The sequence below is a fragment of the Terracoccus luteus genome (genome assembly GCF_003635045.1).
Taxonomy (GTDB): Bacteria; Actinomycetota; Actinomycetes; order Actinomycetales; family Dermatophilaceae; genus Terracoccus; species Terracoccus luteus.
The window spans coordinates 2,768,649-2,793,870 of record NZ_RBXT01000001.1; the positions used below are offsets into that span (position 1 = coordinate 2,768,649).

Consider the following 25,222-nt stretch of genomic DNA (forward strand, 5'->3'; position numbering starts at 1 on the left):
GACGGTTCCCCCCCGCGTCGGGTCAGCGGCAGCCGATGGTGCCGGTGCCGACCTGGCGCCACGCGCCGTGGAGGTAGACGCCGCCGTCGGCCTGCACGCAGTGGTTGCGGGCGCCGACCTTGACCGGCCCGGCGTAGTACGCGTACACCTTCGGGCCGTCGACCTTCTGGGCGATGTACGACGTGCACGCCTTGGTGGCGCACGTCGAGAGGCGGACGTAGGTCAGGCGGCCCTGCCCGTAGTCGCCGAACTCGCCCCCGGCGCGCGAGAACTTCGCGCAGTTCGTGCCCGTCGAGCCGTTCCAGTAGACGTCGAGCGCGCCGACGACCCGGCCGGAGTCCTTGGCCACGCCGTGCCAGATGAGCGACCCGCCGCACGACTCGGCGGCCGACGAGGTGGCGGCGGAGGGGACGATCGTCGCCCCCGCGAGCCCGACTGCTGCGACGAGGACCTTGGCCGCACGGTTCATGACTGCTCCTTCGATCGAGTGGACGTACCTGGCCCTCGACGCGGGCGGGCGGCGACGGGTTCCCGTCACCGCCCGCCTGTCGTGCGTGCCCACCGTCCGTCAGGAGGTCAGCGCTCCTCCGGGTCGTGCGGGGCCGGGACGGCGTCGTCGGGCGCGGGCACACCCGGCCCACCGGCCGGACCGGGGGCTCCTGCGCCCACGCTGACCAACCCGGGCGCCGCGACCGGCACCTGCACCGGGTCGTCGTCGAGGGCGGATGCCGCCCCCGCGAACTGGGCGCGGTAGAGGCGCGCGTACGCCCCGTCTGCCTCGAGCAGCTCGGCGTGGCTGCCCTGCTCGACGATGTGCCCGTCCTCCATGACGAGGATGAGGTCGGCGTCGCGGATGGTCGAGAGCCGGTGCGCGATGACGAAGCTCGTGCGGTCGGCCCGCAGCGCCGCCATGGCCTGCTGCACGAGCAGCTCGGTGCGGGTGTCGACCGAGCTCGTCGCCTCGTCGAGGATGAGCAGCGCCGGGTCGGACAGGAACGCCCGGGCGATGGTGACGAGCTGCTTCTCACCGGCCGAGATGTTGCCTGCCTCGTCGTCGAGCACCGTGTCGTAGCCGTCGGGCAGCGAGTGGACGAAGCGGTCGACGTAGGTCGCGCGAGCCGCCTCGAGTACCTCGGCGTCGGTGGCCCCGGGCCGCCCGTAGGCGATGTTGTCGCGGATGCTGCCGCCGAAGAGCCAGGTGTCCTGCAGCACCATGCCGATGCGCGAGCGCAGGTCGTGGCGGGTGAGGTCGCGGATGTCGACGCCGTCGATCGTGATGCGTCCGCCGTCGAGCTCGTAGAACCGCATGACGAGGTTGACGAGCGTCGTCTTGCCGGCCCCGGTCGGGCCGACGATGGCGACGGTCTCGCCGGGCCGTACCGACAGGTCGAGCCCTTCGATGAGCGGCTTCTCCGGCGTGTACGCGAACGAGACGTCCTCGAAGGCGACGGCCCCGTGGGGGTCGTCGAGGCGGACGGGCGACCCGGCATCCGGCTCCTGCTCCGGCGCGTCGAGCACCGCGAAGACGCGTTCGGCGGAGGCGACGCCCGACTGCAGCACGTTGGCCATGGAGGCCACCTGCGTGAGCGGCTGGGTGAACTGGCGGGAGTACTGGATGAAGGCCTGCACGTCGCCGAGGCTCATCGTGCCGCTCGCCACCCGGAGACCGCCGACGACGGCGATGGCGACGTAGTTGAGGTTCCCGACGAACATCATGACCGGCATGATGATGCCGCTGATGAACTGCGCCCCGAACGCGGCGCCGAACAGCTCGTCGTTCTTGCGCTCGAACTCCGCCTCGGTCTCGCGCTGGCGGCCGTAGACCTTGACGAGGCCGTGCCCGGTGAAGGTCTCCTCGACGATGCCGTTGAGCTCACCCGTGTTGCGCCACTGCTGCACGAACAGCTTCTGCGAGCGCTTGGCGATGAGGGCCGTGACGACGATGGAGATCGGGATCGTCACGAGGGCGATGAGGGCCAGCACCCACGAGATCCAGAACATGATGCCGAGCACGGCGATGACGGTGAGCAGCGAGTTGAGCAGCTGCGACAGGGTCTGCTGCAGCGACTGCCCGACGTTGTCGATGTCGTTGGTGACCCGGCTGAGCAGCTCGCCGCGTGGCTGGTTGTCGAAGTACGGCAGCGGCAGCCGGTTGAGCTTGGCCTCGACCTCCTGACGCAGGTCGTACATGGTGCGCTGGAGCACCCCCTGCAGGATCCAGCCCTGCACCCACATGAGCAGCGAGGCGACGACGAACAGGCCGACGACGAGCAGCAGCACGCGACCGACGGCGTCGAAGTCGACGCCTCGGCCGGGGACGAAGTCGACGTTCGACACGAGGTCGGCGTACGTCGTCTGACCACTGGCGCGCAGGCCGTCGACAACCTGCTGCTTCGTCGTGCCGGGCGGGGCGCCCTCGCCCACCTGCCGCCCGATGATGCCGGCGAAGATGAGGTCGGTGGCCCGGCCGAGGACCTTCGGCCCGATCGAGCTGAGCGCGACGCTCACGACGGCGAACACGAGCACGACGACGACCTTGGCGCGGTGAGGTCGTAGCCGGCCGAGCAGCCGCTTGGCCGACGGCCCGAAGTCGAGCGACTTCTCGGCGGGCTGGCCCATCGACATCGGACCGCCCGACCGCTGCGGGCCGCGGCGCTCGGCGGCGGCCTTCTCCTCCTCGGTCTTGACTCCCTCGGCCATCAGGCTGCCACCTCCGCGCTGCGCTGGGACTCGACGATCTCTTGGTAGGTCTCGCACGTCGCGAGCAGCTCGTCGTGCGTGCCCTGCCCGACGACGCGGCCGTCGTCGAGCACGACGATGTGGTCGGCGTCGACGATGGTCGAGACCCGCTGGGCGACGATGACGACGGTGCTGGCCGCCGTCACCGGCCGCAGCGCGCGGCGCAGCCTCGCGTCGGTCGAGAGGTCGAGCGCCGAGAACGAGTCGTCGAAGAGGTAGATGTCCGGCCGCGTGACGACGGCCCGCGCGATGGCGAGCCGCTGACGCTGCCCGCCCGACACGTTGGTGCCGCCCTGCGCGATGGGTGAGTCGAGCCCGCCCATGGCGCGCACGAAGTCCTCGCCCTGGCTGATGCGCAGGGCCTCCCACAGCTCGTCGTCGCTCGCCTCGGGGTTGCCGTAGCGCAGGTTGCTCGCCACCGTGCCGCTGAAGAGGTACGGCTTCTGCGGCACGAGCCCGATGCGGTCCCAGAGGTCGTCGAGCTCGAGCTCGCGCACGTCGACCCCACCCACCTCGACGGTGCCGTCGGAGACGTCGAAGAGGCGGGGCACCAGCCCGACGAGGGTCGTCTTGCCGGCGCCGGTCGAGCCGATGACGGCGGTCGTGCGCCCGGGCCGCGCCTCGAAGCTCACGTCGTGCAGCACGGCCGCCTCGGCCCCCGGGTAGTGGAAGTCGACGCCGCGGAAGGCGAGACCGGCCGCACCGACCGGCATCCGGGTCGGCCGCGAGGGTGCGACGACCGACGAGTCGGTGTCGAGCACCTCGACGATGCGGCCGGAGCTGACCGCCGCGCGCGGGATCATCGTGGCCATGAACGTGGCCATCATGACGGCCATGAGGATCTGGACGAGGTAGGACAGGAAGGCCGTCAGCTCGCCGATCTGCATCGCGCCCGAGTCGACGCGGTGCCCGCCGAACCACATGACGGCGACGGTCGAGATGTTGAAGATGAACATGACGATCGGGAAGACGAGCGCGAGCAGCCGCCCGACCTGCAGCCCCGCGTTCGTCAGCTGCCCGTTGGCCTCGGCGAAGCGGGCCTCCTCGTGCTCCTCCCGCACGAAGGCCCGCACGACGCGGATGCCGGTGATCTGCTCGCGCAGGACGCGGTTGACCCCGTCGAGCGAGGTCTGCATGCGCCCGAACCACGGCACCATGCGCGAGATGACGAGGCCGACGACGAGGCCGAGCAGGGGCACCGCGACGGCGACCAGCCACGAGAGGCCGACGTCCTCGCGCAGCGCCATGACGATGCCGCCGACCATCATGATCGGTGTGGTCACGAGCAGGGCGAAGGCCATGAAGGTCACCGTCTGCACCTGCGTGACGTCGTTGGTGGTCCGCGAGATGAGGGTGGGCGCGCCGAAGCGGGTGACCTCCTGCGCCGAGAAGTCGACGACCCGGGAGAAGACGCGGGCGCGGATGTCGCGGCCCATCCCCATCGCCACCCGGGCGGCGAGGTAGGTCGCGGCGACCGACGCGGCGATCTGCACGAGGCTGACGGCGAGCATGATGCCGCCGTGCCCGACGATGAACCCGGTGTCGCCCTTGGCGACACCCTCGTCGATGATCTGGCCGTTGAGGCTCGGCAGGTACAGCGAGGCCATCGTGCTGGCGAACTGCGCGACCACGATGAGCAGGACCAGGGGGCGGTAGGAGCGCAGGTGCGCCCGCAGCAGCCGGATCAGCATGACGGTGCCTCTCTGTCGGGACGACGTGCGCCGGCGGGGTGGTCGTGACTCGGATGCCGGGTGGCCCGGGACGCCCTCGACGCTACGGACTCACGTGGGGTGGGGGTCAACCCGTTTGTCGGGGCATCGTCACGACGCCGCAGCCCGAGCAGGACGGTGTCGACGATCTCCTCCGGCGTCAGCACGGCCCCGTCGGTGATGCCGGGGTGGCTGGCCGAGAAGGTGAACAGGCGCAGCCGGTGCACGAGCTCGGGGCCGGGCACGATCAGCTCGTCGTCGTCGTGCACGAGCAGGGCGTGGACGGTGTCGAGCAGCGGCTGGTGCACCGGGACGTGCGCGTCGCCCTCAGGGCCGCGGACGTGGCGGCCGGCCTCGTAGCAGGCCAGGTGCGGGCCGCGGTTGGGCGGCTCGGTGAGGCCGAGGGCGCCCATGAGGCCGAAGACCTCGGTGAAGCGGGCCTGCATGATGCGGGTGAAGGCGACGAGCCGGTCGTGCAGCGAGCCCTCGGGGTCGACGGCGGTGATGCGGCGCCGCACCGGCCCCGGGCAGAAGGCGGCCTGCACGGCATCCTGCTCGAGCTGGTCCTTGCTCGCGAAGACCCGGTAGATGGTGCCCTCGGCGACGCCCGCCTCCGCTGCGATCTCGCTCGTCGTCGGCGCCCGGCCCTCGCGACGGGCCACCCGGACGAAGGCGTCGACGAGTGCGTCGCGCCGGTCGTCGGGGGCCATGGGTGCGGCCCGGGTCGGCGGTGGTGTCGGCGGTGGTGTCGGCGGTGGCGTCGGCGGTGAGGCCGGTCGTGCGCTCGGAGGTGCGGTCGACGGTGCGGTCGGGAGGGGGGCGGGCACCGATCCAGTGTGGCTGAGTGAGCACTCACTCACAAGGCCGTGCCCGGCCCCGGCCCCGATGCCGACGACGTCGACCGGACCCGGCTCCGGTTCACACGGTCGGGACGGTCCCGCCGTCGATGACGTACTCCGCGCCCACGATCGCCGAGGCCCGGTCCGAGACGAGGAACCCGACCAGGTCGGCGATCTCCTCCGTGGTCGCGAACCGGCCCGACGGGACCCCGCCGAGGGCGTCGAAGACGCTCTGCCTGGCCTCGTCGACCGTCATCCCGTTGCCGTCCGCCAGCGTCTGCACGAAGTCCTCGTAGGCCTCGGTCCGGATGCCGCCCGGGCTGATCGTGTTGACCCGCACCCCCCGCGGGGCCAGCTCGTTCGCGAGTCCCTTGCTGTACGTGCGCAGCGCCGCCTTCGCCGACGCGTAGGGCAGCGTGGCGTCGTGGAGCGGCATGAGGCGCTGGATGGGGCCGAAGTGCAGGACGACACCCCCGCCGGACGCGACCATGGCGGGCACGAGCGCCCGGTCGAGCCGTACCGCCCCCATGAAGTTGAGGTTCAGCTCGGCGAGCCACTGGTCGTCGGTCACGGCCGCGAAACCACCGGGAGGCGTCGACGACCCACCGACCACGTGGACGAGGATGTCGAGCGCGCCGTGCTCGGCCACCCGGCCGGCCACGGTGGCCACCCCTTCGGTCGTCGAGGTGTCCGCCGCGATGAACCGGTCCGGTCGCTCGTAGCCGACGGGCATCGTGCGGGCGGTGGTCCAGACGTCGGCGCCCATCTCACGGAGCCGTCCGGCGACGGCTCGGCCCGACCCCTTCGAGCCCCCGGTGACCAGGGCCCTGCGGCCGTCGAGCCGGTCGCGTGCCGTGCCTGCCATGTCTTCTCCTCGGGTGAGTGGTCGGGTGTTCCGGGTCGGTGCGGCGCAGGTCAGCCGGCGACGATGTCGAGCCGCCCGACCCGCTCGCCGTCGAGGGCGAACCGGTAGTCGAGGTCGGCCGTGCCGCCGGGGAAGTCGCCCTCGAGGTGGTGGCCCACCACCCAGACGGCGCCGTCGCGGGCGACCTTGGTGACCTCGCTGGTGTAGGTGAACTCCGCGCCCGCCTCGCTCACGAAGTGGCGCAGGGCCGGCTCGCCGCTGAAGGTCTCGCCGAGGTCGGTGATCACGGCTCCCGGGGCCAGCAGGGCGAGCGCCGCCTCGGCGTCGCTGGCCTCCTGGGCCCGGAGGAAGTCACGGATCGGGGTGGGCAGCTGCTCGAGCGTCGTGGTGTCCATGGGCTCGAGCGTGGGTGCTCGCGCGGCGGGAGGGGCAAGGCCTCGACCCTCCCCCGGGGAGAGGGTCCAGACTGGCGCCATGCTGGCCATCGGCGAGTTCTCACGGATGACGCACCTGAGCATCCGCACGCTGCGGCGCTACCACGAGGCGGGCCTGCTCGAGCCGCAGCTGGTCGACCCCTCGAGCGGCTACCGGTACTACGACGTCGACCAGATCCCCACGGCCCAGGTGATCCACCGGCTCCGTGAGCTCGACGTCCCGCTGGCCGACGTCCGACGGATCCTCGGTTCCGCGGACCCCGAGCAGCGGGCGGCCCTCGTCACCGAGCACCTCGGTCGCCTCGAGTCCGAGCTGGCCAGGACCAGGGCGGCGGTCGTCTCGCTGCGGCGCCTGCTCGCGCCGGAGCCGCCGCCCCTGCAGGTCGAGCTGCGCCGGGAGCCGGCGGTGACGGTGGCCGCCGTCGAGGACGAGGTGGACGAGGGCGACGTCGAGGCCTGGTACGCGGGGGCGATGGCCGAGCTCGACGCGGCCCTCGGCGCAGCCGGAGGGCCGGGCGCGGCAGGGGCCGGACCGGCGGGTGGGCTGTACGACAACGAGCTCTTCGAGCGCGGCCGGGGACGGATGCTGCTCTACCGTCCCGTCCCCGACCCACCCACCCGCGGGCGCGTGCATGCGGTGACCCTCCCCGCCGTCGAGCTCGTCGTGACCACCCACGACGGGGAGCACGACGGGATCGACGTGACCTACGGCGAGCTCGGCGCGTGGGTCGCCAGGAACGCGCTCATCGTCGCCGGACCGGTGCGCGAGCGCTACCTCGTGACGCCCCGCGACACCGACGACCGTTCCGCCTGGCGCACCGAGATCGGGTGGCCGGTCTTCCAGGTCGCGGGGAGGGCCTGACCCGACGCGTCGGGCGCGACGACCGCCGCCGACCGGCGCCTGGCGGGGTCCGACCTATGTCGGCCCGAGCGACCGGTGGCCAGCCGGCTCACAGTGGGTACACACCGTCTGGATCTCGGGGGCGACGTCCGCTTCGTCACCACGCCCGGGAGGCCATCTTGACCGCAACGCAGCAGCGCCCGTCGACCTCGGTCGGACTGCTCGACCGGAGGCGCACGATCGCGCCCCTCGGCTTCAACCGGTGGCTCATCCCGCCGGCGGCCCTCGCCGTGCACCTCTGCATCGGGCAGGTGTACGCGACCAGCGTCTACAAGACCTCGCTCGTCGCCCACTTCGGGGCCTCCCAGACGGCGATCGGTGTCATCTTCTCGATCGCGATCGTCATGCTCGGTCTGTCGGCCGCCGTCTTCGGCACGTGGGTCGACCGCAACGGCCCCCGCAAGGCGATGTTCGTCGCCGCGATCTGCTGGGGCGTGGGCTTTCTCGTCGGCGCCCTCGGCATCGCCACGACCCAGCTGTGGCTGCTCTACCTCGGCTACGGCGTCATCGGCGGCATCGGCCTCGGCATCGGCTACATCTCGCCGGTGTCGACCCTCATCAAGTGGTTCCCCGACCGCCCGGGCCTGGCCACGGGCCTGGCCATCATGGGCTTCGGCGGCGGCGCCATGGTCGCCAGCCCCCTCTCGCGCCAGCTGCTCGGCCTCTACGACGCCGAGTACCGACCCTCCGACTCGACCTCGCTCGCCGACGGCCGGTCGCTCGCCCTGCTGTTCGTCTCGCTCGGTGTCGTCTACCTACTCGTCATGTCGATCGGTGTGCTCAACATCCGGGTGCCGCACCCCGACTGGAAGCCCGAGGGCTGGGTCCCGAAGCAGGACACCTCGGCCCTCGTCACGACCCACTCGGTCTCGGCCGCCAACGCTGTGCGCACGCCGCAGTTCTGGCTGCTCTGGGTCGTGCTGTTCTGCAACGTCACCGCCGGCATCGGCATCCTCGAGCAGGCCAGCCCGATGATCCAGGACTTCTTCCGCGAGGGCGGCACGTCGACCGTCACGGTCGCGGCCGCCAGTGGGTTCGTCGGTCTGCTCTCGCTCTTCAACATGGGCGGCCGGTTCGTCTGGAGCTCGACGAGCGACGCCATCGGGCGCAAGCCGATCTACATGGTCTACCTCGGCGTCGGCATCGTCGCCTACCTCGCCCTCGCCCTGCTCGGACACGTCGCCACGGCGCTGTTCGTGCTCATCGCCGCCGTGCTCATCTCCTTCTACGGCGGCGGCTTCGCCACCATCCCGGCGTACCTGCGCGACCTCTTCGGCGTGTTCCAGGTCGGCGCCATCCACGGGCGGCTGCTCACCGCGTGGTCGGCGGCCGGCGTGGTCGGTCCCCTGATCATCAACGGGTTCCTCGACGCGCAGGGCAAGCCCGGCACGCTCACCGCGGACGCCTACACGCCCGCCCTGCTCACCATGGTGGCCATCCTCGCCGTCGGCTTCGTCGCCAACCTGCTCGTCAAGCCGGTCGCCGACCGCTTCCACGAGTCCGACGACGCGGTGCGCGCCGCCACCGCCCGCCCCACCGACGACACGGCGGCCGGGTCGTCGCGCCTGCCCGACACCGGGCGGCTCGTCGCCCTGTGGGCGGTCATCGGCGTCATCCTCGTCTACGGGGTGTTCCAGACCGTGACGACGGCGGCCAAGCTGCTGGGCTGAGCGAGGTCAGACGAGGATGCCGTCGGCGACGAGCCCGCGCAGCACCGGCAGCACCGCGGCGCGCACCGTCTCCGGCGGCACCTCGACGAGGGTCGCGATGGCGTCGAGGGCCGCACCCGCGGTCAGCTCGCCGTCGGCCACCCCGAGGTAGGCGGCCGCGAGGGTGTCGAGTCGCACCGCCCGACCCAGCCCGCCGCCCTGCCTGACGAGGATGACGCTGGGGTCGCTCGCGCCGGGCACGTGGTGGCGCTCCTCGGTGACGTCGGGCGCGCACGACCAGGCGACGGCCAGCACCTCGTCGTCGGAGTGCTCGGCCAGCCAGGTGCGGGCGCGCAGCCCGGCCTCGAGGACCGGACCCATGGCGGCCGCGACGGGTCCCGTCGCCTCGGCGAGGTCACGCCACGGCGCACGGTCGCTCTCGGGGCGCTGCAGCGTGATGACGCCGAAGCCGACCGACTCGACGTCGCGGGAGGCGAAGTCGCGCAGCCACGCCGCGTACCGGCGGTCGTCGGTGTCGCCGTCGGCCGTCAGCCCGGCGTCGCGCGACCACAGCTCGGCGTACTGGGCGGGGTCCTGCGTCTCACGCTGGACCACCCAGGCGTCGAGGGGGACGCCGTCGAGCCACTCCTGCCACACCTCGCGCCACGTGCGGCCCGCGGGCACCTCCCAGTTGCCGAGCAGCTGGGCGACGCCACCGGGCTCGAGCACGTCGACGAGGCCGCGCACGAGCGATCGCACGACGGCGTCACCCGAGCGGCCGCCGTCGCGGTACTCGTAGATCGGGACGTCGTCGCCGCGCGGCGTGATGACGAAGGGCGGGTTGCTCACGACGAGCGAGAAGCGCTGCCCCGCAACGGGCTCGAGCAGGTCACCGAGGACGACGTCGACGCCGGGAGCAGGGTCGGTCGACCCGGTGGACGCGGTGGACGCGGTGGACGCGGTGGACGCGGCCGACTCGGTGCGGTTGAGGGCGAGGTTGAAGAGGGCGTAGTCACGGGCCCGCTCCGAGACGTCGGTCGCCACGACCGACCGGGCGTGACCGACGAGGTGCAGGGCCTGCACGCCGCAGCCGGTGCCCAGGTCGAGGGCGCGGTCGACGGGGCGACGTATCGTCCAGGCGGCGAGGGTGGTCGAGGCCCCGCCGATGCCGAGCACGTGGTCGGTGCGCAGGGCCGCACCGGTGGCGAGCTCGCCGAGGTCGGAGGCCACCCACCAGTCGTGCCGCTCGTCGGCGTAGGGGCGCAGGTCGCAGCGGGCGACGAGCGGCTCGTCCGCGGAGCCACCGGCCGCACTGTCGGTGTCGGTGGTGGTCGCTGCGACGCTCTCGTCACCAGCCGGACCCGCAGAACCGGGCATCACCGTCACGGCCAGCCCGAGGCGCCGCGCGCCCACGGCCCGCAGGCGAGGCAGGGCTCGGTCCAGGGCCGCGGCCGAGGACGGCTGCCCCAGCGTGAAGAAGGACAGCAGGATGCCGCAGGGGTCGTCGGCCCCGGATACCGCGAGACGGGCGGGCACCGCCTGCTCGCGGTGCAGGGCGGCGGCCGCGACCGGCCCCAGCCGGTCGGCCACCCCGTCGACCGTGAAGCCGGCGTCGAGCAGGTCGGCTCTCAGTGCCTCCAGCAGCCCCTCGTCGACGACGGGGGTGTCCCGCTCGTCGGGGTCGCGGGTCGCGCCGGCGGCGTCGGTCACCCTCACGGACGCGCACCGCGGTGACGCCGCCCGACGGCGCGCCTCGCGCCGCTCCCGCCGGTGGGCCGAGCGCTCACGCGGTCCCGGCGGCGAGCGCCGACTCGAGGTCGGGGTGCACCTCGAACACCTTGTCGAGGCCGGTGATGGCGAACACCTTGAGCACGCGGTCGTCGGTGCCGACGAGGCGCATCGAGCCACCCATCGTGCGGGTCAGCTTGAGCCGCCCGACGAGCACGCCGAGGCCGGTGCTGTCGAGGAAGGTGACGTCGGTGAGGTCGACGACGAGGTCGGTGCGGCCGGCCGTGATCTGCTCGTCGAGCTTCTCGCGGACGAGCGGCGCCGTGTAGACGTCGATCTCGCCACCGAGACGGACCACGGTGCGGTCCCCGTGGTCGGCACGGCTGATCGACAGCTCCACGCGCTCCCCTTCCGGACGGCCCCCGATTCCCTGCCCCCGCGGGACCCCGCGAGGGTCGACGGCGGCGTATCCTGCGCCGTCACTGCCCTGCTCGACGGTGACCCTACCCCGACCGCATACGGTAGCTCCACATGGACAGGCCCGACCCCGCCACGCTGCTGGCCGCCCTGGCCGGCGACGATCCCGGCCGGGTCGTGCACGTCCACGAGGTCCCGGCCCGGGTCGCCACGGAGGCGACGTGGCCGACGTGGGTCGAGCCCACCCTCCTCGGGGCGCTCCTCGGCGCCGGCATCGAGCGGCCGTGGTCGCACCAGGTGGAGGTGGCCGAGGCCGCGCACGAGGGGCGGCACGTCGTCGTGGCCACCGGGACGGCATCCGGCAAGAGCCTCGGCTACCTGCTGCCCGCGCTGACCGACCTCGCGGAGGGCAGTCGTGCGCCGAACGGCCGGGGGGCGACCGCGCTCTACCTCTCCCCCACGAAGGCGCTGGCCGCCGACCAGCTCACGCGCGTCGACGCCCTCGCGCTGCCGGGCGTGCGGGCCGCGACGTACGACGGAGACACCCCGACCGACGAGCGGCGCTGGATCCGCGACCACGCGAACCTCGTGCTCACCAACCCCGACATGCTGCACCACTCGGTGCTGCCCAACCACGACCGCTGGGCCTCGTTCCTGCGCGCCCTGCGGTACGTGGTCGTCGACGAGTGCCACGTCTACCGAGGCGTCTTCGGCGCGCACCTCGCGGCCGTGCTGCGCCGGCTGCGGCGCGTGGCCGGGCGCTACCGGTCGAGCCCCACCTTCGTCTTCGCGAGCGCGACCGTGGCCGACCCCGACCAGCACGCCGGGCGGCTGCTCGGGCTGCCGGTGCACCCGGTGACGGTCGACGGGTCGCCCCGGGGGGCCATGACATTCGCGCTGTGGGAGCCGCCGCTGACCACCGACGCCGGGGGCGAGCTGCACCGCACGAGCACCCTGACGGAGGTGGGCTCGATGCTCGCGGGCTGCGTCTCGCGTGACGTCCAGACCGTCGCCTTCGCCCGCTCGCGCGCAGGCGTCGAGGTCGTCGCCGGCATCGCCCGCGACCGCGTGTCGGGCACCCTCGAGCACCGGGTGGCGGCCTACCGCGGCGGCTACCTGCCGGAGGAGCGCCGTGAGCTCGAGACCGACCTGCGCTCGCGGCGGCTGCTCGGCCTCGCCGCCACGAACGCGCTCGAGCTCGGTGTCGACGTCAGCGGGCTGGATGCCGTGCTGCTCGCCGGGTGGCCGGGCACCCTAGCGTCGGTGTGGCAGCAGGCGGGGCGGGCCGGGCGCTCGGGTGACCCGTCGCTCGCCGTCTTCGTCGCCGCCGACGACCCCCTCGACACCTTCGTCGTGCACCATCCCGAGTCGATCTTCGGTCGCGGGGTCGAGGCCGCCGTCGTCGACCCCGACAACCCGCACGTGCTCGCGCCCCACCTCGCGGCCGCGGCCGCCGAGCTGCCGATCACGGAGGACGACGTCGACGTCTTCGGCCCACAGGCGAGGGGGCTGCTCGAGGCCCTCGTAGCGGCCGGCATCCTGCGCCGTCGACCCCGCGGCTGGTTCTGGGGCCGCGACGACCGCCCCTCCGACCACCTCTCGCTGCGCGGCGCTGGCGAGCCGGTGCGCATCGTCGAGACGCGCACGGGCCGCGTCGTCGGGACCGTCGACGACGCCGCCGCCCACGCGCAGGTGCACACCGGCGCCGTGCACGTGCACCAGGGACAGTCGTGGGTCGTCACCGAGCTCGACCTCGAGGACCGCGCCGCGTTCGCGGTGCGCGGCGACCCCGGGTGGAGCACGCAGGCGCGGTCGGTGAGCGAGTTCGAGATCGGGCGCGAGCTCGAGCACGAGCAGTGGGGGCCGTTGCGGGTCAGCTTCGGGGCGGTGACGGTGCGCTCGCAGGTCGTCTCGTTCCTGCGGCGGCTGCCCGGCGGCGAGGTCGTCGGCGAGCACCCCCTCGACCTACCGGTGCGCTCGCTGGCCACCAAGGCCGTGTGGTGGACCATGCCCGTCGACGAGCTCGCCGCGGCGGGCGTCGACGAGGCCGGTATCCCCGGCGCCGCCCACGCGGCCGAGCACGCCGCCATCGGCATGCTGCCGCTCTTCGCCACCGCGGACCGGTGGGACATCGGCGGGGTCTCGACGGCCCTGCACCCCGACACCGGGCTGCCGACGATCCTCATCTACGACGGCCACCCGGGCGGGGCCGGCTTCGCCGAGCGCGGCTACCGGCGCCTGCGCCAGTGGCTGCGCGCGACCCGGGAGGCCATCGCCGCGTGCGAGTGCCCGTCCGGCTGCCCCTCGTGCATCCAGAGCCCGAAGTGCGGCAACGGCAACGAGCCGCTGAGCAAGACGGGGGCGGTCGCACTGCTCGACCTCACCCTCGGTCACGGGGAGCGCCTCGTGCTGCCCGTGGATGCCGCGGGGCGGGGGGCCGAGCGGACGTCGGGGGCGGGGCACCCGGCCCGCTGACCGGCATCCGAGACCGGGGGCGCGAGTATTTGCGTTCTGCTCCCGTCGTGCAATTTCCTATCTAGCCTATAGGAACAGTTCGGATGAAAGCCGTGCTGTCGCTGACCCCCACAGGAGCATCTCCATGGCCCGCCGCCTCATCACGCTCGTGTCCGTCACTGCCGCCGCCGCGCTGGGCCTGTCCGCCTGCGGGGGTGGCGCGAGCGACGTCGTGAACGCCCCGGCCGCCTCGGGCGACGCCGGCGCCGCGACGAGCACGATCAACCTCTACGCCTACGCCGTGCCGAAGGTCGCCTTCGACGTGCTCATCCCCGCCTTCCAGAAGACCGCGGAGGGCAAGGGCGTGCAGTTCCAGCAGAGCTACGGCGCCTCCGGCGACCAGAGCCGCAAGGTGGCTGCCGGCGCGACCGCGGACTTCGTCAACTTCTCCGTCGAGCCCGACGTGACCCGGCTCGTCGACGCGGGCCTCGTCGACGCGAGCTGGAACCAGAACGAGCACAAGGGAATCCCGTTCGGGTCGGTCGTCACCGTCGTCGTGCGCAAGGGCAACCCGAAGGGCATCAAGGACTGGGACGACCTGCTGAAGAGCGGCGTCGAGGTCGTCACGCCCAACCCGTTCTCGTCGGGCTCGGCGAAGTGGAACCTGCTCGCCCCGTACGCCGCCAAGAGCAACGGCGGCCAGGACAAGGCGGCCGGCCTCGACTTCGTGCGCACGCTCGTGACCGACCACGTGAAGATCCAGCCGAAGTCGGGCCGCGAGGCGACCGAGGCGTTCCTGCAGGGGTCGGGCGACGTGCTGCTCAGCTACGAGAACGAGGCCCTCTTCATCGAGAAGAACGGCGACCCCGTCGAGCACGTCACACCGCCCACGACGTTCAAGATCGAGAACCCGGCCGCCGTGCTCAAGGGCAGCCCCAACGTCGCCAAGGCCACGGCCTTCGACACCTTCCTCTACACGCCCGAGGCGCAGAAGCTCGCCGCCGAGGCCGGCTTCCGCCCGGTCGACGAGACGGTGGCCAAGGAGTACGCCTCGAAGTTCCCTGCGCCGACCAAGCTGTGGACCATCGCCGACCTCGGCGGATGGAAGAGCGTCGACAGCACCCTGTTCAAGAAGGACTCGGGTGACATCGCGACGATCTACGACGAGGCGACGAAGTGACGGCCCACACCGACGCGCCGCTCGAGGCATCGGTCGACGCCCCCGCCGGGACGCGCAGCGCCCCGGCGGGGGTCTCCCCGTCCCCGGGCGGCGGGCGCGACGCGGGTGACCCGGCGGGCGGCGGCGCCCACGGGCCCACCCGCGGGGTGACCGTGCCGACCCTCGTCGCGCCGCGTCGTCGGCTGCGTCGACGGGGTGGGTCCGGCGGCGCCGGCGGGCCGGGCGGCGCCGCGGGACGGGTGAACCCGCTCGGCATCGGCATCGTCACGCTGTGGCTCAGCGTCATCGTGCTGCTGCCCCTGGCCGCGCTCACCGTCGCCTCGTTCGAGGACGGGCTGTCCGGCTTCTGGCGCGCCGTCACGGCGCCGACGGCCTTCGCCTCGCTGGCGGTCACCGTCGCGGTCTCGGCCGTCGTGGCGGTCATCAACGCGGTCATGGGCACGCTCATCGCGTGGGTGCTCGTGCGCGACGAGTTCCCGGGCAAGCGCATCGTCAACGCCCTCATCGACCTGCCGTTCGCGCTGCCGACCATCGTCGCCAGCATCGTGCTGCTCTCGCTCTACGGCCCGAACAGCCCGATCGACGTGCACCTCAACGCCACCCGCTGGGGCCTGGTCGTGGCGCTGGCGTTCGTGACGCTGCCGTTCGTCGTCCGCTCGGTGCAGCCGGTGCTCATCGAGGCCGACCGCGAGGTGGAGGAGGCGGCCGCGTCCCTCGGTGCGAGCGGGTGGACGACCTTCCGGCGGGTCATGCTGCCGGTGCTCGCGCCGGCGATCTTCGGCGGCGCCGGGCTCGCCTTCGCGCGCGCCATCGGCGAGTACGGGTCGGTCGTGCTCATCGGCGGCAACATCCCCCGTGAGACCCAGGTGGCCTCGCAGTACATCCAGCAGCAGATCGAGATCGACCGCCCGCAGGCCGCGGCGGCGGTGTCGGTGGCGCTGCTGGCCATCGCCTTCGTCACGCTCTTCGTCCTGCGCGTGCTGTCGACGCGGGCCCAGCGGCGTCAGGAGCAGGCGGCATGAGGGTCAGCACCCCCACCAGGATCTCGCTGCGCACGGTCGCGCTGGCCTACCTCTTCGTCCTCATCGCCGTGCCGATCGGGGTCATCTTCTGGCGCACCTTCTCGCCCGGCATCGGTGGCTTCATCGCCTCGATCAGCACACCCGCCGCCATCTCGGCGCTCAACCTCTCGCTGCTCATCGTCGCCATCGTCGTGCCGCTCAACGTCGTCTTCGGCATCGTCACGGCGCTGGCGCTCGTGCGTGGGCGGTTCCGAGGGCGTGGCCTGCTGCAGGCGGTCGTCGACCTGCCGTTCGCGGTCAGCCCGATCATCGTCGGCGTCTCGCTCATCATGCTGTGGGGCGTCGGAGGGTGGTTCGGCTTCGTCGACGAGGCCGGGTTCAAGGTCATCTTCGGCCTGCCCGGCATGGTCATCGCGACCATCTTCGTCACCCTGCCGTTCGTCGTGCGCGAGGTCGAGCCGGTGCTGCACGAGATCGGCACCGACCAGGAGCAGGCGGCCTCGACGCTCGGCGCCACCCGGTGGCAGACCTTCTGGCGCATCACGCTGCCGGCGATCCGCTGGGGCCTGACCTACGGCGTCGTGCTCACGGTCGCCCGCTCCCTCGGCGAGTTCGGCGCCGTGATCATGGTGTCCTCCGGCTTCGCCGGCGTCTCGCAGACGCTGACCCTGCTCGTGCACGCGCGCTACATCGACGACCACAACACCTACGGCGCCTACGCCGCCGCCACGCTGCTCATGGGGGTGGCGCTCGTCGTGCTACTGCTCATGACCGTTCTCGACCGCAAGAGGAGCACCCGATGATCACCGTCGACACCGCCCGCAAGCACTACGGCGACTTCCTCGCCCTCGACGACGTCAGCCTCGAGATCCCGCGCGGCTCGCTCACCGCCCTGCTCGGGCCGAGCGGGTCGGGCAAGTCGACGCTGCTGCGCTCGATCGCCGGGCTCGAGGACCTCGACAGCGGCACGGTCACCATCGACGGGCGCGACGTGACGGACGAGCCGCCGCAGCGACGGGGCATCGGCTTCGTCTTCCAGCACTACGCCGCGTTCAAGCACATGACGGTGCGCGACAACGTCGCCTTCGGCCTCAGCATCCGCAAGCGTCCGAAGAAGGAGATCGACACCAAGGTCGACGGTCTGCTCGAGATCGTCGGGCTCGAGGGCTACCGGGCCCGCTACCCCGCCCAGCTCTCCGGCGGGCAGCGCCAGCGGATGGCCCTGGCCCGGGCGCTGGCGGTCGACCCCCAGGTGCTGCTGCTCGACGAGCCGTTCGGGGCCCTCGACGCCAAGGTGCGCACCGACCTGCGGACGTGGCTGCGACGGCTGCACGACGAGGTGCACGTGACGACGGTGCTCGTCACGCACGACCAGGAGGAGGCGCTCGACGTCGCCGACCGCATCGCGGTGCTCAACGCGGGCCGCATCGAGCAGGTGGGCGACCCGGAGACGCTCTACGACCGCCCCGCCAACGACTTCGTCATGGGCTTCCTCGGCTCGATCGCCTCGATGGGCGGGCAGCTCGTGCGCCCCCACGACATCGAGCTCGTCCGCGACCGCGAGGAGGCCTTGGCCCGCGACGCCGAGGTCGCCGACTCCCCCGGGGTCATCGAGGCGACGGTCGAGCGCGTCGTGCGCCTCGGCTTCGAGGTGCGCGTCGACCTGCGGGCCGACTCCGGCGAGCACTTCGCCGCGCAGCTGACCCGCCGCGACGCCGACCACCTGCACCTGCACCGCGGCGAGACCGTCTTCGCCCGCGCCGGGCAGCGCTCGAGCGTCGTCGACCGGGTGGTCCTCGCCTCCGCGGCGCCGGCCGGGGCGGGGCGCTTGGCCGACGAGGCCGTGCGGCAGGCCGCCATCGCCTGAGAACGTCACTCGCCGTCCCCCGCGGGCCGCGCGTCGAGGATGTCGTCCCACCCGCCGCCCGGGTGGGGCGGCACCCCCGGCGCGCGGCCCGCAGCCGTCGGTGCCGGTGGCCCGCTGCCGGTGCGGCAGACTGCACCCGTGGACATCTCTGCGCGCGTCGACTACGCCGTCAGAGCCATGCTCATCCTCGCCGACGCGGATGCCGAGGCGTCACCTCCCACCAGCATCGAGACCTTGTCGACGCGGCAGGACCTGCCGAAGAAGTTCCTCGAGGCGATCTTCGCCGACCTGCGGCGGGCCGGCCTCGTGGCGAGCCGCCGCGGCGCCCGCGGCGGGTACGTGCTCGCCTCCCCCCGTGACCGGATCAGCATCGGCGACGTCTTCCGCGCCGTCGACGGCCCGCTCGCCGAGGTCCGCGGGCTGCGACCTTCGGAGACGGAGTACGACGGCGTCGCCCGGCACCTGCCCGACCTCTGGGTCGCGGTGCGGGCCTCGCTGCGGGAGGTGCTCGACGAGACCTCGCTCGAGGACCTCCGGACCGGCGCGCTGCCCGACCGCGTGCGCCAGCTGCTCGACGCCCCGGACGCCTGGGCCAACCGCTGACCGTCGAGAGGCCACTTCCCGACAGCCGCCATTGGGCCCTGGCCCGATAAGGGACAGGGAACCCGTGGGACGTGTCCTCGATCGGGCCGCAGCCCGATAGCGGGCAGCAAAGTCAGTCGGGCGAGACTCGAATCGGGCCGTGGCCCGGTAACGGACAGGAGAACCCGTCGGACGTGTCCGCAATCGGGCCGTGGCGCGAGCCAGGACGCGCGGGTGGTGCTGAGGTCGGCCGTGTGGCCACGACGTTCGGCGCGTCCGCTGGACTGGGTCTACCGGCCGGCGGGACGCACCCCCGGTGCAGGGTCCGGGCCGGCGCGGGAGCGGGCGACGGCGACCCCGGCCACGAGCGCGGCGCCGCTGCTCGTCGTCACCTCGACGTCGAACCCGCTCACGGCACAGCCAGTCGGCCGCGAGCCGTTCGACGTGGCCACCTGACCGGCCTCGGCACAGGCAGCTCCGGCAGATGAACCACGTTGCAGCGCAGCGGCACCCGCGAGAGCGGCGAGGTCGGCTGCCGCGCGGGCCCGGCCGCTGGCCACGACGGCCGAACCGACCACGAGACCGCCGGCCGTCAGGACGAGGAGTGCCAGCACGACGCCGACGACGAGCACCGACCCGCTGCCGCGGTCACGGTCGCCGAGGTGCACGCAGCCGCGTCTGTGTCGGCCGGTCACGGTGCACCGGCCTGCTCGGCGGACCGCTCGACCGGCACCCGAGCGGTCGACGAGACCGAGAACGAGGGCAGCAGCCCCCACCCGCCGGACTCGACCTCGACCCGCACCACCGCCTCATCACCACCGGCGGAGACAGAGATTCGAGCCCCGGGCGGCGCGGCCGAGACCGCGAGCGAACGCACCCGCCCGGCCTCGTCACCGCGCGCCGCGGCCCGAGCCGCGACCCGGGCGGCCTCGGTACACCGGACCTGGTCGACGACGGCCCCCAGCCCCAACAGGCACGTGGCCAGCACGAGCACGACCGCCGGCAGGGCGACGGCCAGCTCGGCCGTCACCATGCCGGCATCCGGTGTACGGGTACGCCCGGGCCAGCGCGACCACCACGTCGCAGGGCGCGGGACCGTCGAGCTGGCCGGCGGGTCGGGCGCCGGGCCTGACCGTGGCGCCCGGCGCCGGCCCACGTCAGCCCGCCAGGCCGAGGGCGTTCTGCACGATGCCGGTGAGGGCGCTACGGACCGCGTCGGACCGCACCACCCCCAGCAGGACGAGGGCGAAGGTGCACGCGGCCATGATGCCGACGGCGTACTCCGCCGTCGTCATGCCAGCGTCGGTCCCCAACCGGGACAGGCGGGTTCGCAGACGGAGGTAGAAGCGTCGAAGCGAAGTGGACATGTGGGCTCCTTGGGTGTGTCGGGGTGTTGCGGGTCGCCGCCGGGTCGGTCCCGGCGGCGCGTTCACCCGGCCACGAGCGCGCGGCCGAGGGAGACGACGAGGGGCACCACCGCGGTGAGGCAGAAGGCGGGGAGCAGGACGAGACCGAGCGGGGCGACGAGGCGCACACCGACGCGGGCCGCAGCCACCTCGAGCTGCTCGAGGCCCGAGCGCCGGACGTCGTCGGCGGCCTTGACGAGCAGCTCACCGGGAGCGATGCCGGCCCGGGAGGCGACGCCGACCGCACGCGCCGCGGGTGCCCAGCCGTCGCCCACCGACGCCCACGCGTCCTCGTCGGCGGCGCCCCACTGCAGGGCGGCCGCGACCTGGCGCAGGTCGCGGGCGGCCGGTGCGGGACTCACATCGGCAACCGCCGTGAGCACCTGCCACGTGGGAAGCCCGGAACGGTAGGCGAGGGCCAACAATGCCAGCGCGTCGCACACCTGCTCGGTGGAGGTCACGTCGTCGGCGCCCCGTCCGGCGCGGCGTCGGCCGCCCCGGCCGCAGGCCCACCGGCGGCCCCGTGCCCAGCCTCCGGGTCCCACCTCGCGGGACGTCTCGGGGTCATCGGTGTCGACGCGGGCGCGCCTCGGCGCCGAGAGCACGGCCGCGACGACGAGGATGCCGGCCAGCCAGGCGAGCGGCCCCGGCATCACGGTGCCACCGCCTTCGCCACGAGACGGCGGCACCAGGCCCGACCGGCGAGCAGCAGCACCAGCCCGAGCAGGAGCGAGAGCGAGGAGATCGCGTTGCCGAGGTAGAGCTCGAGGGGCGGCACGCCGCAGATCCACCCGAAGAACGGCCCGGTCAGGGGAAGCAGGGTCAGCACCTGCACCGTGGCCCGCGGACCGGCCACCGCGATGTCGACGCGCCGACGTCGGGACCGCCCGGCCCTCAGGCCCTCCGCGGCCCGGTCGACGGCGTCGGCCAGAGGTGCACCGGTCACCTCGGACAGCCGCCACGCCGACGCGACGAAGCCGACGGTCGGCGAGCGCGTGACGTCGGCCAGGGCCAGCCACGCCGGTGACAGCGCCGCGCCGCGGTCCGCCGCCTCGAGCAGGTCGGACCCGAACGTCCCGAGCGGCCCGAACGCCGGGCTGGTGTGACCGGCATCCCGGACCCCGGCAGAACCTCCCGGCCCGCCCCCGCCCTCGCTCCCGGCACCGGGACCGCCCCACGCATGACCGCCGAGGGTCAGGCGCAGGCACGTCGCGGCCGGCAGACCGGCCCGCAGACCGGGCGCGGTGGCGTCGAGCAGCGACAGGACGGCGGTCTCGACGTCGGCGGGCCGTCGGCGCAGGCGCCAGCGATGCCACAGCACGACCGGGTCCTGCGACCACAGACCGGACCAGCCAGCGTTCACCGGTGCACCACCGGGCGCACCCGGGGCCCCGGTGTCGACGAGGGCCGCAACGCTCGACCCGTGACCTCTGCCGGGCCTGACGAGGAGGGCCGCCACGACGAGCAGGGCGACGAGGACGAGCACAGACGACGTCACGGTGCACCCGGCCCGGCATCGAGACCGGACTCCGGACCTCCATCCAGACACAGACGGGCGACGACCGCCGGCCAGGCCTGCAACGGGACGGGCGCGTGTCCGTCGCCGGCCCACGTCGCGGCCGGAACGACCTCGGGCCGGCCGTCGCGACGAAAGACCGCCGCCACCGCCGCGAGGCGTCGCCGCCCGTCCGACCGGGTCACGTGCAGGACGAGGTCGACCGCCGACGCCAGCTGTGACGCGACGGCCTCGGGGCCGAGACCGGCGAGCGCGCCGAGGGCCTCGAAACGGGCGACGACGTCGTCCGGCGCGTTGGCGTGGACCGTCCCGCAGCCGCCCTCGTGGCCGGTGTTGAGCGCGGCCAGCAGCTCGCGGACCTCCGCGCCACGCACCTCCCCGACCACCAGGCGGTCAGGACGCATCCGCAGGGCCTGGCGCACCAGCGTCGTCAGGGTCACCTCGCCCACGCCTTCGACGTTGGGTGGTCGGGCCTCCAACCGCACGACGTGCGGGTGGTCGACCTGCAGCTCGCGCACGTCCTCGACGACGAGGACCCGCTCACGACCCGGCACCAGCCCGAGCAGGGCGGCGAGCAGGGTGGTCTTGCCCGCGCCGGTGCCCCCGGACACGACGAAGGCGACCCGCTGCCGGACGACCGCGTGCAGCAGCGGCGCCCACGCGGCCGGGAACATCCCGAGGCGCTGCAGCTCGTCGAGACCGACCGCACGCGCGGCCGGGACGCGGATCGTGATGTGCGCACCGCCGGCCACGAGCGGCGGGAGGACGGCGTGCAGACGCGCACCCGAGGGCAGCTGCCCGTCGACCCAGGGGCTGGCCTCGTCGAGCCGGCGACCGGCCACCCCGGCGAGCCGCACGGCGAGGGCGCGGGCGTCGGCCGCCTCGAGCACGGCACCGACCTGCTCCATGCCGTCCCCACGGTCGACCCAGACGCGACCGTCGCCGTTGACCGCGACGTCGGTGACGCCGGGCTCGGTCAGCCAGCGGTCGAGGGGACCGGCGCCGAGCACGCGCGCCGCCAGGGCGTCACGGGTCTGGCTCACCCGGCCGGCGCCCAGCGGCCCCGCCTCGGACCGGGCCACGTCGTCGACGAGGTCCCGGTCGGGAGCGGCGCCGTCACGGGCGTGCTGCCAGGCGGTGGGGCTGAGGCTCACGCCGCCACCTCCATCGAGACGAGACGCAGCAGCAGGTCGTCGGCCAGCCGCACGACCGGGCCCCGCCCACGGCTGCCCGGGGCCCGGCCGGCCACGAGGTCGTCGGCCGCACGGGGGTCGCGCGGCAGCACCCCCACGAGAGGCAGGTCGAGGTGGTCGACGACGGCGTCCTCGGCCTCGACGGTGAGCCGGTCGTCGCTGCGCAGCACGAGCCACGCCTCGGCCGGGCCGTCCGACCACGGGTCGACGACGCCCGACGGAGAGACCGAGCCCGCGGTGGTACCGCTCGCACCAGAGCCCGCCGCCGCAGCGGTCAGGGCGTGCGGGTCGCCGAGCGCCGACCGCAGGCGCGGCACGGAGCGTGCCGCGGCGCTCAGCCCCGCGACATCGGCCCCCACGACGACGACGAGGGCGTCGACGAGACCTGCCACCGCCTCGAGCACGGCGGGGTCGCGCGGGAGGTCGAGCACGCAGACGTCGTGCGAGCGTGAGAGCCCGGTGACGACGTCGGGGACGATGTCGAGCCACGGGCGCGACACCGTCGGCTCCCCCGGGTGGGACGGACCGGCATCCCCGACGAAGCCCGCCGAGCGTCCGGTCGGACGTCTCGCTCGCGCCTCGCCCGCGTCGTCACGGCCACCCTCGGCGCCGCAAACCACCGGGTGCGCGAGCACCGTGACGCCCTCGGCCACGGGCAACCGCGCCGCGAGCCGTCCGCCCTCGACGACGCCGGCGACGTCCGCGAGAGCGTCCCAGCGCCAGCCGGCCACCTCCTCGCAGCCGAGCAGCACGTCGAGGCGGCCCGCGACGACGTCGAGGTCGACGGCCACGCACGAGCGGCGGGCCGCGGCCGCCCGGACGGCGACGGCTGCCGCGAGCAGGCTGGCTCCGACCCCGCCCGAGGCGGGCACCACGGCGATGACGTGTCCCATGGGCCCACCGTGGCGTCGTGGCGACGCCCCGCCCACCCCGTCCTCACCGGCTGTGGACAGGACGGTCGGCGACGCAGGGGGTGTGGACCCCCGCCTCCCCCGGCCCTCGGCCCCGGACAGGCCGGTGGCCTCCCTCTGGGGGAAGAAGGAGGCCACCGCGCGGTCCGGCTCCGGGGGGGAACGAGCCCGACCACGACGCGCTGGGGTTCTTCACCCGAGCGCTGCCTCCCATGGTCACGCCGCCGGGGAGGGAAAGCAAACGTCCTGAGGGACCAGTTGCGGCCCGGCAGACCTCGCAGCCCGGACGAAGGCGTCCATAACCGCTCATGCCGGGCATGAAAGTAGGAAACGCGCAGCGAGTCCACGGCCACGTGACAGCCGGCGGTCAGCCCACGGCATCCTCGCGGCCACCGACGGGCCACCCTCGCAGCCACCGACGGGGCACCCCCGTCGCGGGCGCCCTCACCCCGGACAGGACGGAGGCCCCCCGAGGTGTCGGGGGGCCTCCTGGAGAAGCTGTCGGGCTACCAAGCGTGCGTTTCTCGATGTGTCGCCCCGGTGATGTCGAAGGACGCCGGGGGTGGACGGTTCCAAGTGAACTGCTCTCGCGTGGGTACCCGACCTCTTCCCGGGTCGAACACTCGTGGTCCGGCCTCGCCTCCCGGCGATGCGGCACCTACGACCGTTGTACTCCACCCACCCGGCGTGTCGACAGTCTTGACTTTCGCGCCGTCATGGGGATGCGCCGCGGCTCAGGTCAGCCGACCGGCGCGCACGGCGTCGCAGATGCGCACGCCCTCCGCCGCGCCGGCGGTCAGCGCGTCCACCCCACTGCGCAGCCAGAGGGCGACGCCCGCCGCACCTCCCTGCGTGTACGCGGTGAGGCTGCCGAGGTAGGCGGGGCCGCCGGCGTGGAGGTGGCCCGCCTCGGGCACCGACACGCCCGTCGCGTCGAGCCCGGACGCCTGTACGAGGCACCGTTCCAGCGCACGGGCGACGAGCGCGTTGCCCCTGACGAACGGTCGGATGCCGGCCACCTCCGCGTGCACGAGCGCCGAGACCACCGGCGCCGCAACGCGATCCGCCTGCGACAGCGCGACGGTGACGAGCTGGGCCAGGCCCCGCAGCCGGGCGGCCACGGCGTCCGCGTGAGGGGCCGGGCCGAGGTCGACCAGCTCGTCGCAGCCCTCCCCGGCAAGACGAGGGCGACCGAGCTGGTCGTCGTCGACGACACCGGCCGCGGCGACGACGTGCAGCCGGGCGAGCGCCTGCAGCGGCGCGGTGCGCAGCATCGCCACGACCCGCTCGCTCTCGCTCGTCGCGGCGACCGCGCCGCGCACGACGCGGAGCCCCGGGTCGAGCGGGTCGGGCCACTGCCGGGCGCCGCTGACGAGCTCGCGCACGACACCGACGGGCACCGACGAGCCGTCGAGCGCCGCACTCGCCTGCGCCCCGCGCACCCGCGACTCGGCCGCGGCCTCGGGGATGCGCCGGCGCAGCGCCTCGTGGAACCGCAGGGCCGTGCACGCCTCTCGGGCCGCGTCGGACGCCTCGCGCACGCCGGGCAGGTCGCTCAGCGCAGCGAGCCGGCCGACGATCGGGTCGTCGCGGTCGGCGGACGGTGGGCGGTCAGGGGCGGGCACGGCTGCAGCCTACGAGCCGGACGGACGAGTGCGCCGACACCGGCATCACCCCACCTCCCTCACGAGGGCAGCGACGAGCAGCGACAGTCGAACTCGTGACGGACGCCGTCCGACTGTCGACACGGCCGGATGCCGGGGGCTACCGTCGACCTCGTGAGCACCGACCGGCGCCGCGCCCAGGGCGC

General features: G+C 73.7%; 24 protein-coding genes. 8 read left to right on the top strand and 16 right to left on the bottom strand.

The genetic code is table 11. The features are described 5' to 3' along the window. Window positions 1-22: 22 nt before the first annotated feature. The 6 genes from DFJ68_RS12565 to DFJ68_RS12590 all read right to left on the bottom strand — a co-directional run bounded on the left by DFJ68_RS12565 (window position 23) and on the right by DFJ68_RS12590 (window position 6,547). Window positions 23-469 (bottom strand): hypothetical protein, encoded by a 447-nt coding sequence (locus tag DFJ68_RS12565; protein ID WP_121033687.1) that lies wholly within the window; start codon window positions 467-469, stop codon window positions 23-25. A 107-nt stretch (window positions 470-576) separates the two neighbouring features. Then, window positions 577-2,700 carry an ABC transporter ATP-binding protein gene (locus tag DFJ68_RS12570; protein ID WP_121033690.1) on the bottom strand — a complete coding sequence of 708 codons (2,124 nt, stop codon included), beginning with the start codon at window positions 2,698-2,700 and terminating at the stop codon, window positions 577-579. Beyond that, window positions 2,700-4,430, bottom strand: a complete 1,731-nt coding sequence (locus DFJ68_RS12575) for an ABC transporter ATP-binding protein (RefSeq protein ID WP_121033692.1) — start codon at window positions 4,428-4,430, stop codon at window positions 2,700-2,702. The genes DFJ68_RS12570 and DFJ68_RS12575 overlap by 1 nt, the downstream gene beginning before the upstream one ends. After that, window positions 4,424-5,158, bottom strand: a complete 735-nt coding sequence (locus tag DFJ68_RS12580; RefSeq protein ID WP_121033694.1) for a TetR/AcrR family transcriptional regulator — start codon at window positions 5,156-5,158, stop codon at window positions 4,424-4,426. The genes DFJ68_RS12575 and DFJ68_RS12580 overlap by 7 nt, the downstream gene beginning before the upstream one ends. 208 nt (window positions 5,159-5,366) lie before the next feature. Next, window positions 5,367-6,152 carry an SDR family oxidoreductase gene (locus DFJ68_RS12585; protein ID WP_121033696.1) on the bottom strand — a complete coding sequence of 262 codons (786 nt, stop codon included), beginning with the start codon at window positions 6,150-6,152 and terminating at the stop codon, window positions 5,367-5,369. Between the two features lie 50 nt (window positions 6,153-6,202). Further along, window positions 6,203-6,547 carry a nuclear transport factor 2 family protein gene (locus DFJ68_RS12590; protein ID WP_121033698.1) on the bottom strand — a complete coding sequence of 115 codons (345 nt, stop codon included), beginning with the start codon at window positions 6,545-6,547 and terminating at the stop codon, window positions 6,203-6,205. Window positions 6,548-6,626: 79 nt separating this feature from the next. Between DFJ68_RS12590 and DFJ68_RS12595 the strand changes: the two genes are divergently transcribed. Further along, entirely contained in the window at window positions 6,627-7,448 is an 822-nt protein-coding gene (locus tag DFJ68_RS12595; protein WP_121033700.1) for a MerR family transcriptional regulator, read from the top strand. A gap of 158 nt (window positions 7,449-7,606) precedes the next feature. Beyond that, a complete protein-coding gene (locus tag DFJ68_RS12600; RefSeq protein ID WP_245963629.1) occupies window positions 7,607-9,157 on the top strand; it encodes an OFA family MFS transporter in 1,551 nt (516 codons plus the stop codon). Window positions 9,158-9,163: 6 nt separating this feature from the next. Here DFJ68_RS12600 and DFJ68_RS12605 read toward each other — a convergent pair whose 3' ends face one another. Together DFJ68_RS12605 and DFJ68_RS12610 are read right to left on the bottom strand one after the other, a co-directional pair. Next, the gene (locus tag DFJ68_RS12605; protein ID WP_245963630.1) at window positions 9,164-10,852 is read right to left on the bottom strand and encodes a DUF7059 domain-containing protein; all 1,689 of its coding nucleotides are present in this window, start codon (window positions 10,850-10,852) and stop codon (window positions 9,164-9,166) included. 67 nt (window positions 10,853-10,919) lie between these two features. Continuing rightward, complete coding sequence (locus tag DFJ68_RS12610) at window positions 10,920-11,264, bottom strand: STAS domain-containing protein (protein WP_121033706.1); 345 nt, start codon at window positions 11,262-11,264, stop codon at window positions 10,920-10,922. Between the two features lie 131 nt (window positions 11,265-11,395). Between DFJ68_RS12610 and DFJ68_RS12615 the strand changes: the two genes are divergently transcribed. From DFJ68_RS12615 to DFJ68_RS12640, 6 genes are all read left to right on the top strand, one after another. Continuing rightward, window positions 11,396-13,756: a DEAD/DEAH box helicase gene (locus DFJ68_RS12615; protein WP_121033708.1), complete on the top strand. Its 2,361-nt coding sequence runs from the start codon at window positions 11,396-11,398 to the stop codon at window positions 13,754-13,756. A 124-nt stretch (window positions 13,757-13,880) separates the two neighbouring features. Further along, on the top strand, window positions 13,881-14,915 hold the full coding sequence (locus DFJ68_RS12620; RefSeq protein ID WP_121033710.1) for a sulfate ABC transporter substrate-binding protein: 1,035 nt from the start codon (window positions 13,881-13,883) through the stop codon (window positions 14,913-14,915). After that, window positions 14,912-15,937: a sulfate ABC transporter permease subunit CysT gene (cysT, locus tag DFJ68_RS12625; RefSeq protein ID WP_245963631.1), complete on the top strand. Its 1,026-nt coding sequence runs from the start codon at window positions 14,912-14,914 to the stop codon at window positions 15,935-15,937. Before DFJ68_RS12620 ends, cysT begins: the two co-directional genes overlap by 4 nt. Further along, entirely contained in the window at window positions 15,934-16,740 is an 807-nt protein-coding gene (cysW, locus tag DFJ68_RS12630) for a sulfate ABC transporter permease subunit CysW (protein WP_121033712.1), read from the top strand. Before cysT ends, cysW begins: the two co-directional genes overlap by 4 nt. Beyond that, the gene (locus tag DFJ68_RS12635) at window positions 16,737-17,804 is read left to right on the top strand and encodes a sulfate/molybdate ABC transporter ATP-binding protein (RefSeq protein WP_121033714.1); all 1,068 of its coding nucleotides are present in this window, start codon (window positions 16,737-16,739) and stop codon (window positions 17,802-17,804) included. Before cysW ends, DFJ68_RS12635 begins: the two co-directional genes overlap by 4 nt. 138 nt (window positions 17,805-17,942) lie before the next feature. Further along, window positions 17,943-18,407 carry an RrF2 family transcriptional regulator gene (locus tag DFJ68_RS12640; RefSeq protein WP_121035345.1) on the top strand — a complete coding sequence of 155 codons (465 nt, stop codon included), beginning with the start codon at window positions 17,943-17,945 and terminating at the stop codon, window positions 18,405-18,407. Between the two features lie 269 nt (window positions 18,408-18,676). Here DFJ68_RS12640 and DFJ68_RS12645 read toward each other — a convergent pair whose 3' ends face one another. The 8 genes from DFJ68_RS12645 to DFJ68_RS12675 all read right to left on the bottom strand — a co-directional run bounded on the left by DFJ68_RS12645 (window position 18,677) and on the right by DFJ68_RS12675 (window position 25,037). Then, on the bottom strand, window positions 18,677-19,054 hold the full coding sequence (locus tag DFJ68_RS12645) for an Rv3654c family TadE-like protein (RefSeq protein ID WP_121033716.1): 378 nt from the start codon (window positions 19,052-19,054) through the stop codon (window positions 18,677-18,679). A 23-nt stretch (window positions 19,055-19,077) separates the two neighbouring features. Continuing rightward, window positions 19,078-19,419, bottom strand: a complete 342-nt coding sequence (locus DFJ68_RS12650) for a TadE family type IV pilus minor pilin (protein WP_121033718.1) — start codon at window positions 19,417-19,419, stop codon at window positions 19,078-19,080. Between the two features lie 124 nt (window positions 19,420-19,543). Further along, the gene (locus tag DFJ68_RS12655) at window positions 19,544-19,753 is read right to left on the bottom strand and encodes a DUF4244 domain-containing protein (RefSeq protein ID WP_121033720.1); all 210 of its coding nucleotides are present in this window, start codon (window positions 19,751-19,753) and stop codon (window positions 19,544-19,546) included. 62 nt (window positions 19,754-19,815) lie between these two features. Further along, window positions 19,816-20,445, bottom strand: a complete 630-nt coding sequence (locus tag DFJ68_RS18315; RefSeq protein ID WP_245963796.1) for a type II secretion system F family protein — start codon at window positions 20,443-20,445, stop codon at window positions 19,816-19,818. Next, window positions 20,445-21,290: a hypothetical protein gene (locus DFJ68_RS18320; protein WP_170165763.1), complete on the bottom strand. Its 846-nt coding sequence runs from the start codon at window positions 21,288-21,290 to the stop codon at window positions 20,445-20,447. The genes DFJ68_RS18315 and DFJ68_RS18320 overlap by 1 nt, the downstream gene beginning before the upstream one ends. Further along, window positions 21,287-22,462 (bottom strand): TadA family conjugal transfer-associated ATPase, encoded by a 1,176-nt coding sequence (locus DFJ68_RS12665; RefSeq protein WP_121033722.1) that lies wholly within the window; start codon window positions 22,460-22,462, stop codon window positions 21,287-21,289. The genes DFJ68_RS18320 and DFJ68_RS12665 overlap by 4 nt, the downstream gene beginning before the upstream one ends. Then, entirely contained in the window at window positions 22,459-23,394 is a 936-nt protein-coding gene (locus tag DFJ68_RS12670; RefSeq protein ID WP_121033724.1) for a hypothetical protein, read from the bottom strand. Before DFJ68_RS12670 ends, DFJ68_RS12665 begins: the two co-directional genes overlap by 4 nt. Before the next feature lie 752 nt (window positions 23,395-24,146). Beyond that, window positions 24,147-25,037, bottom strand: a complete 891-nt coding sequence (locus DFJ68_RS12675; protein WP_121033726.1) for a Fic family protein — start codon at window positions 25,035-25,037, stop codon at window positions 24,147-24,149. Window positions 25,038-25,222: the final 185 nt, after the last annotated feature.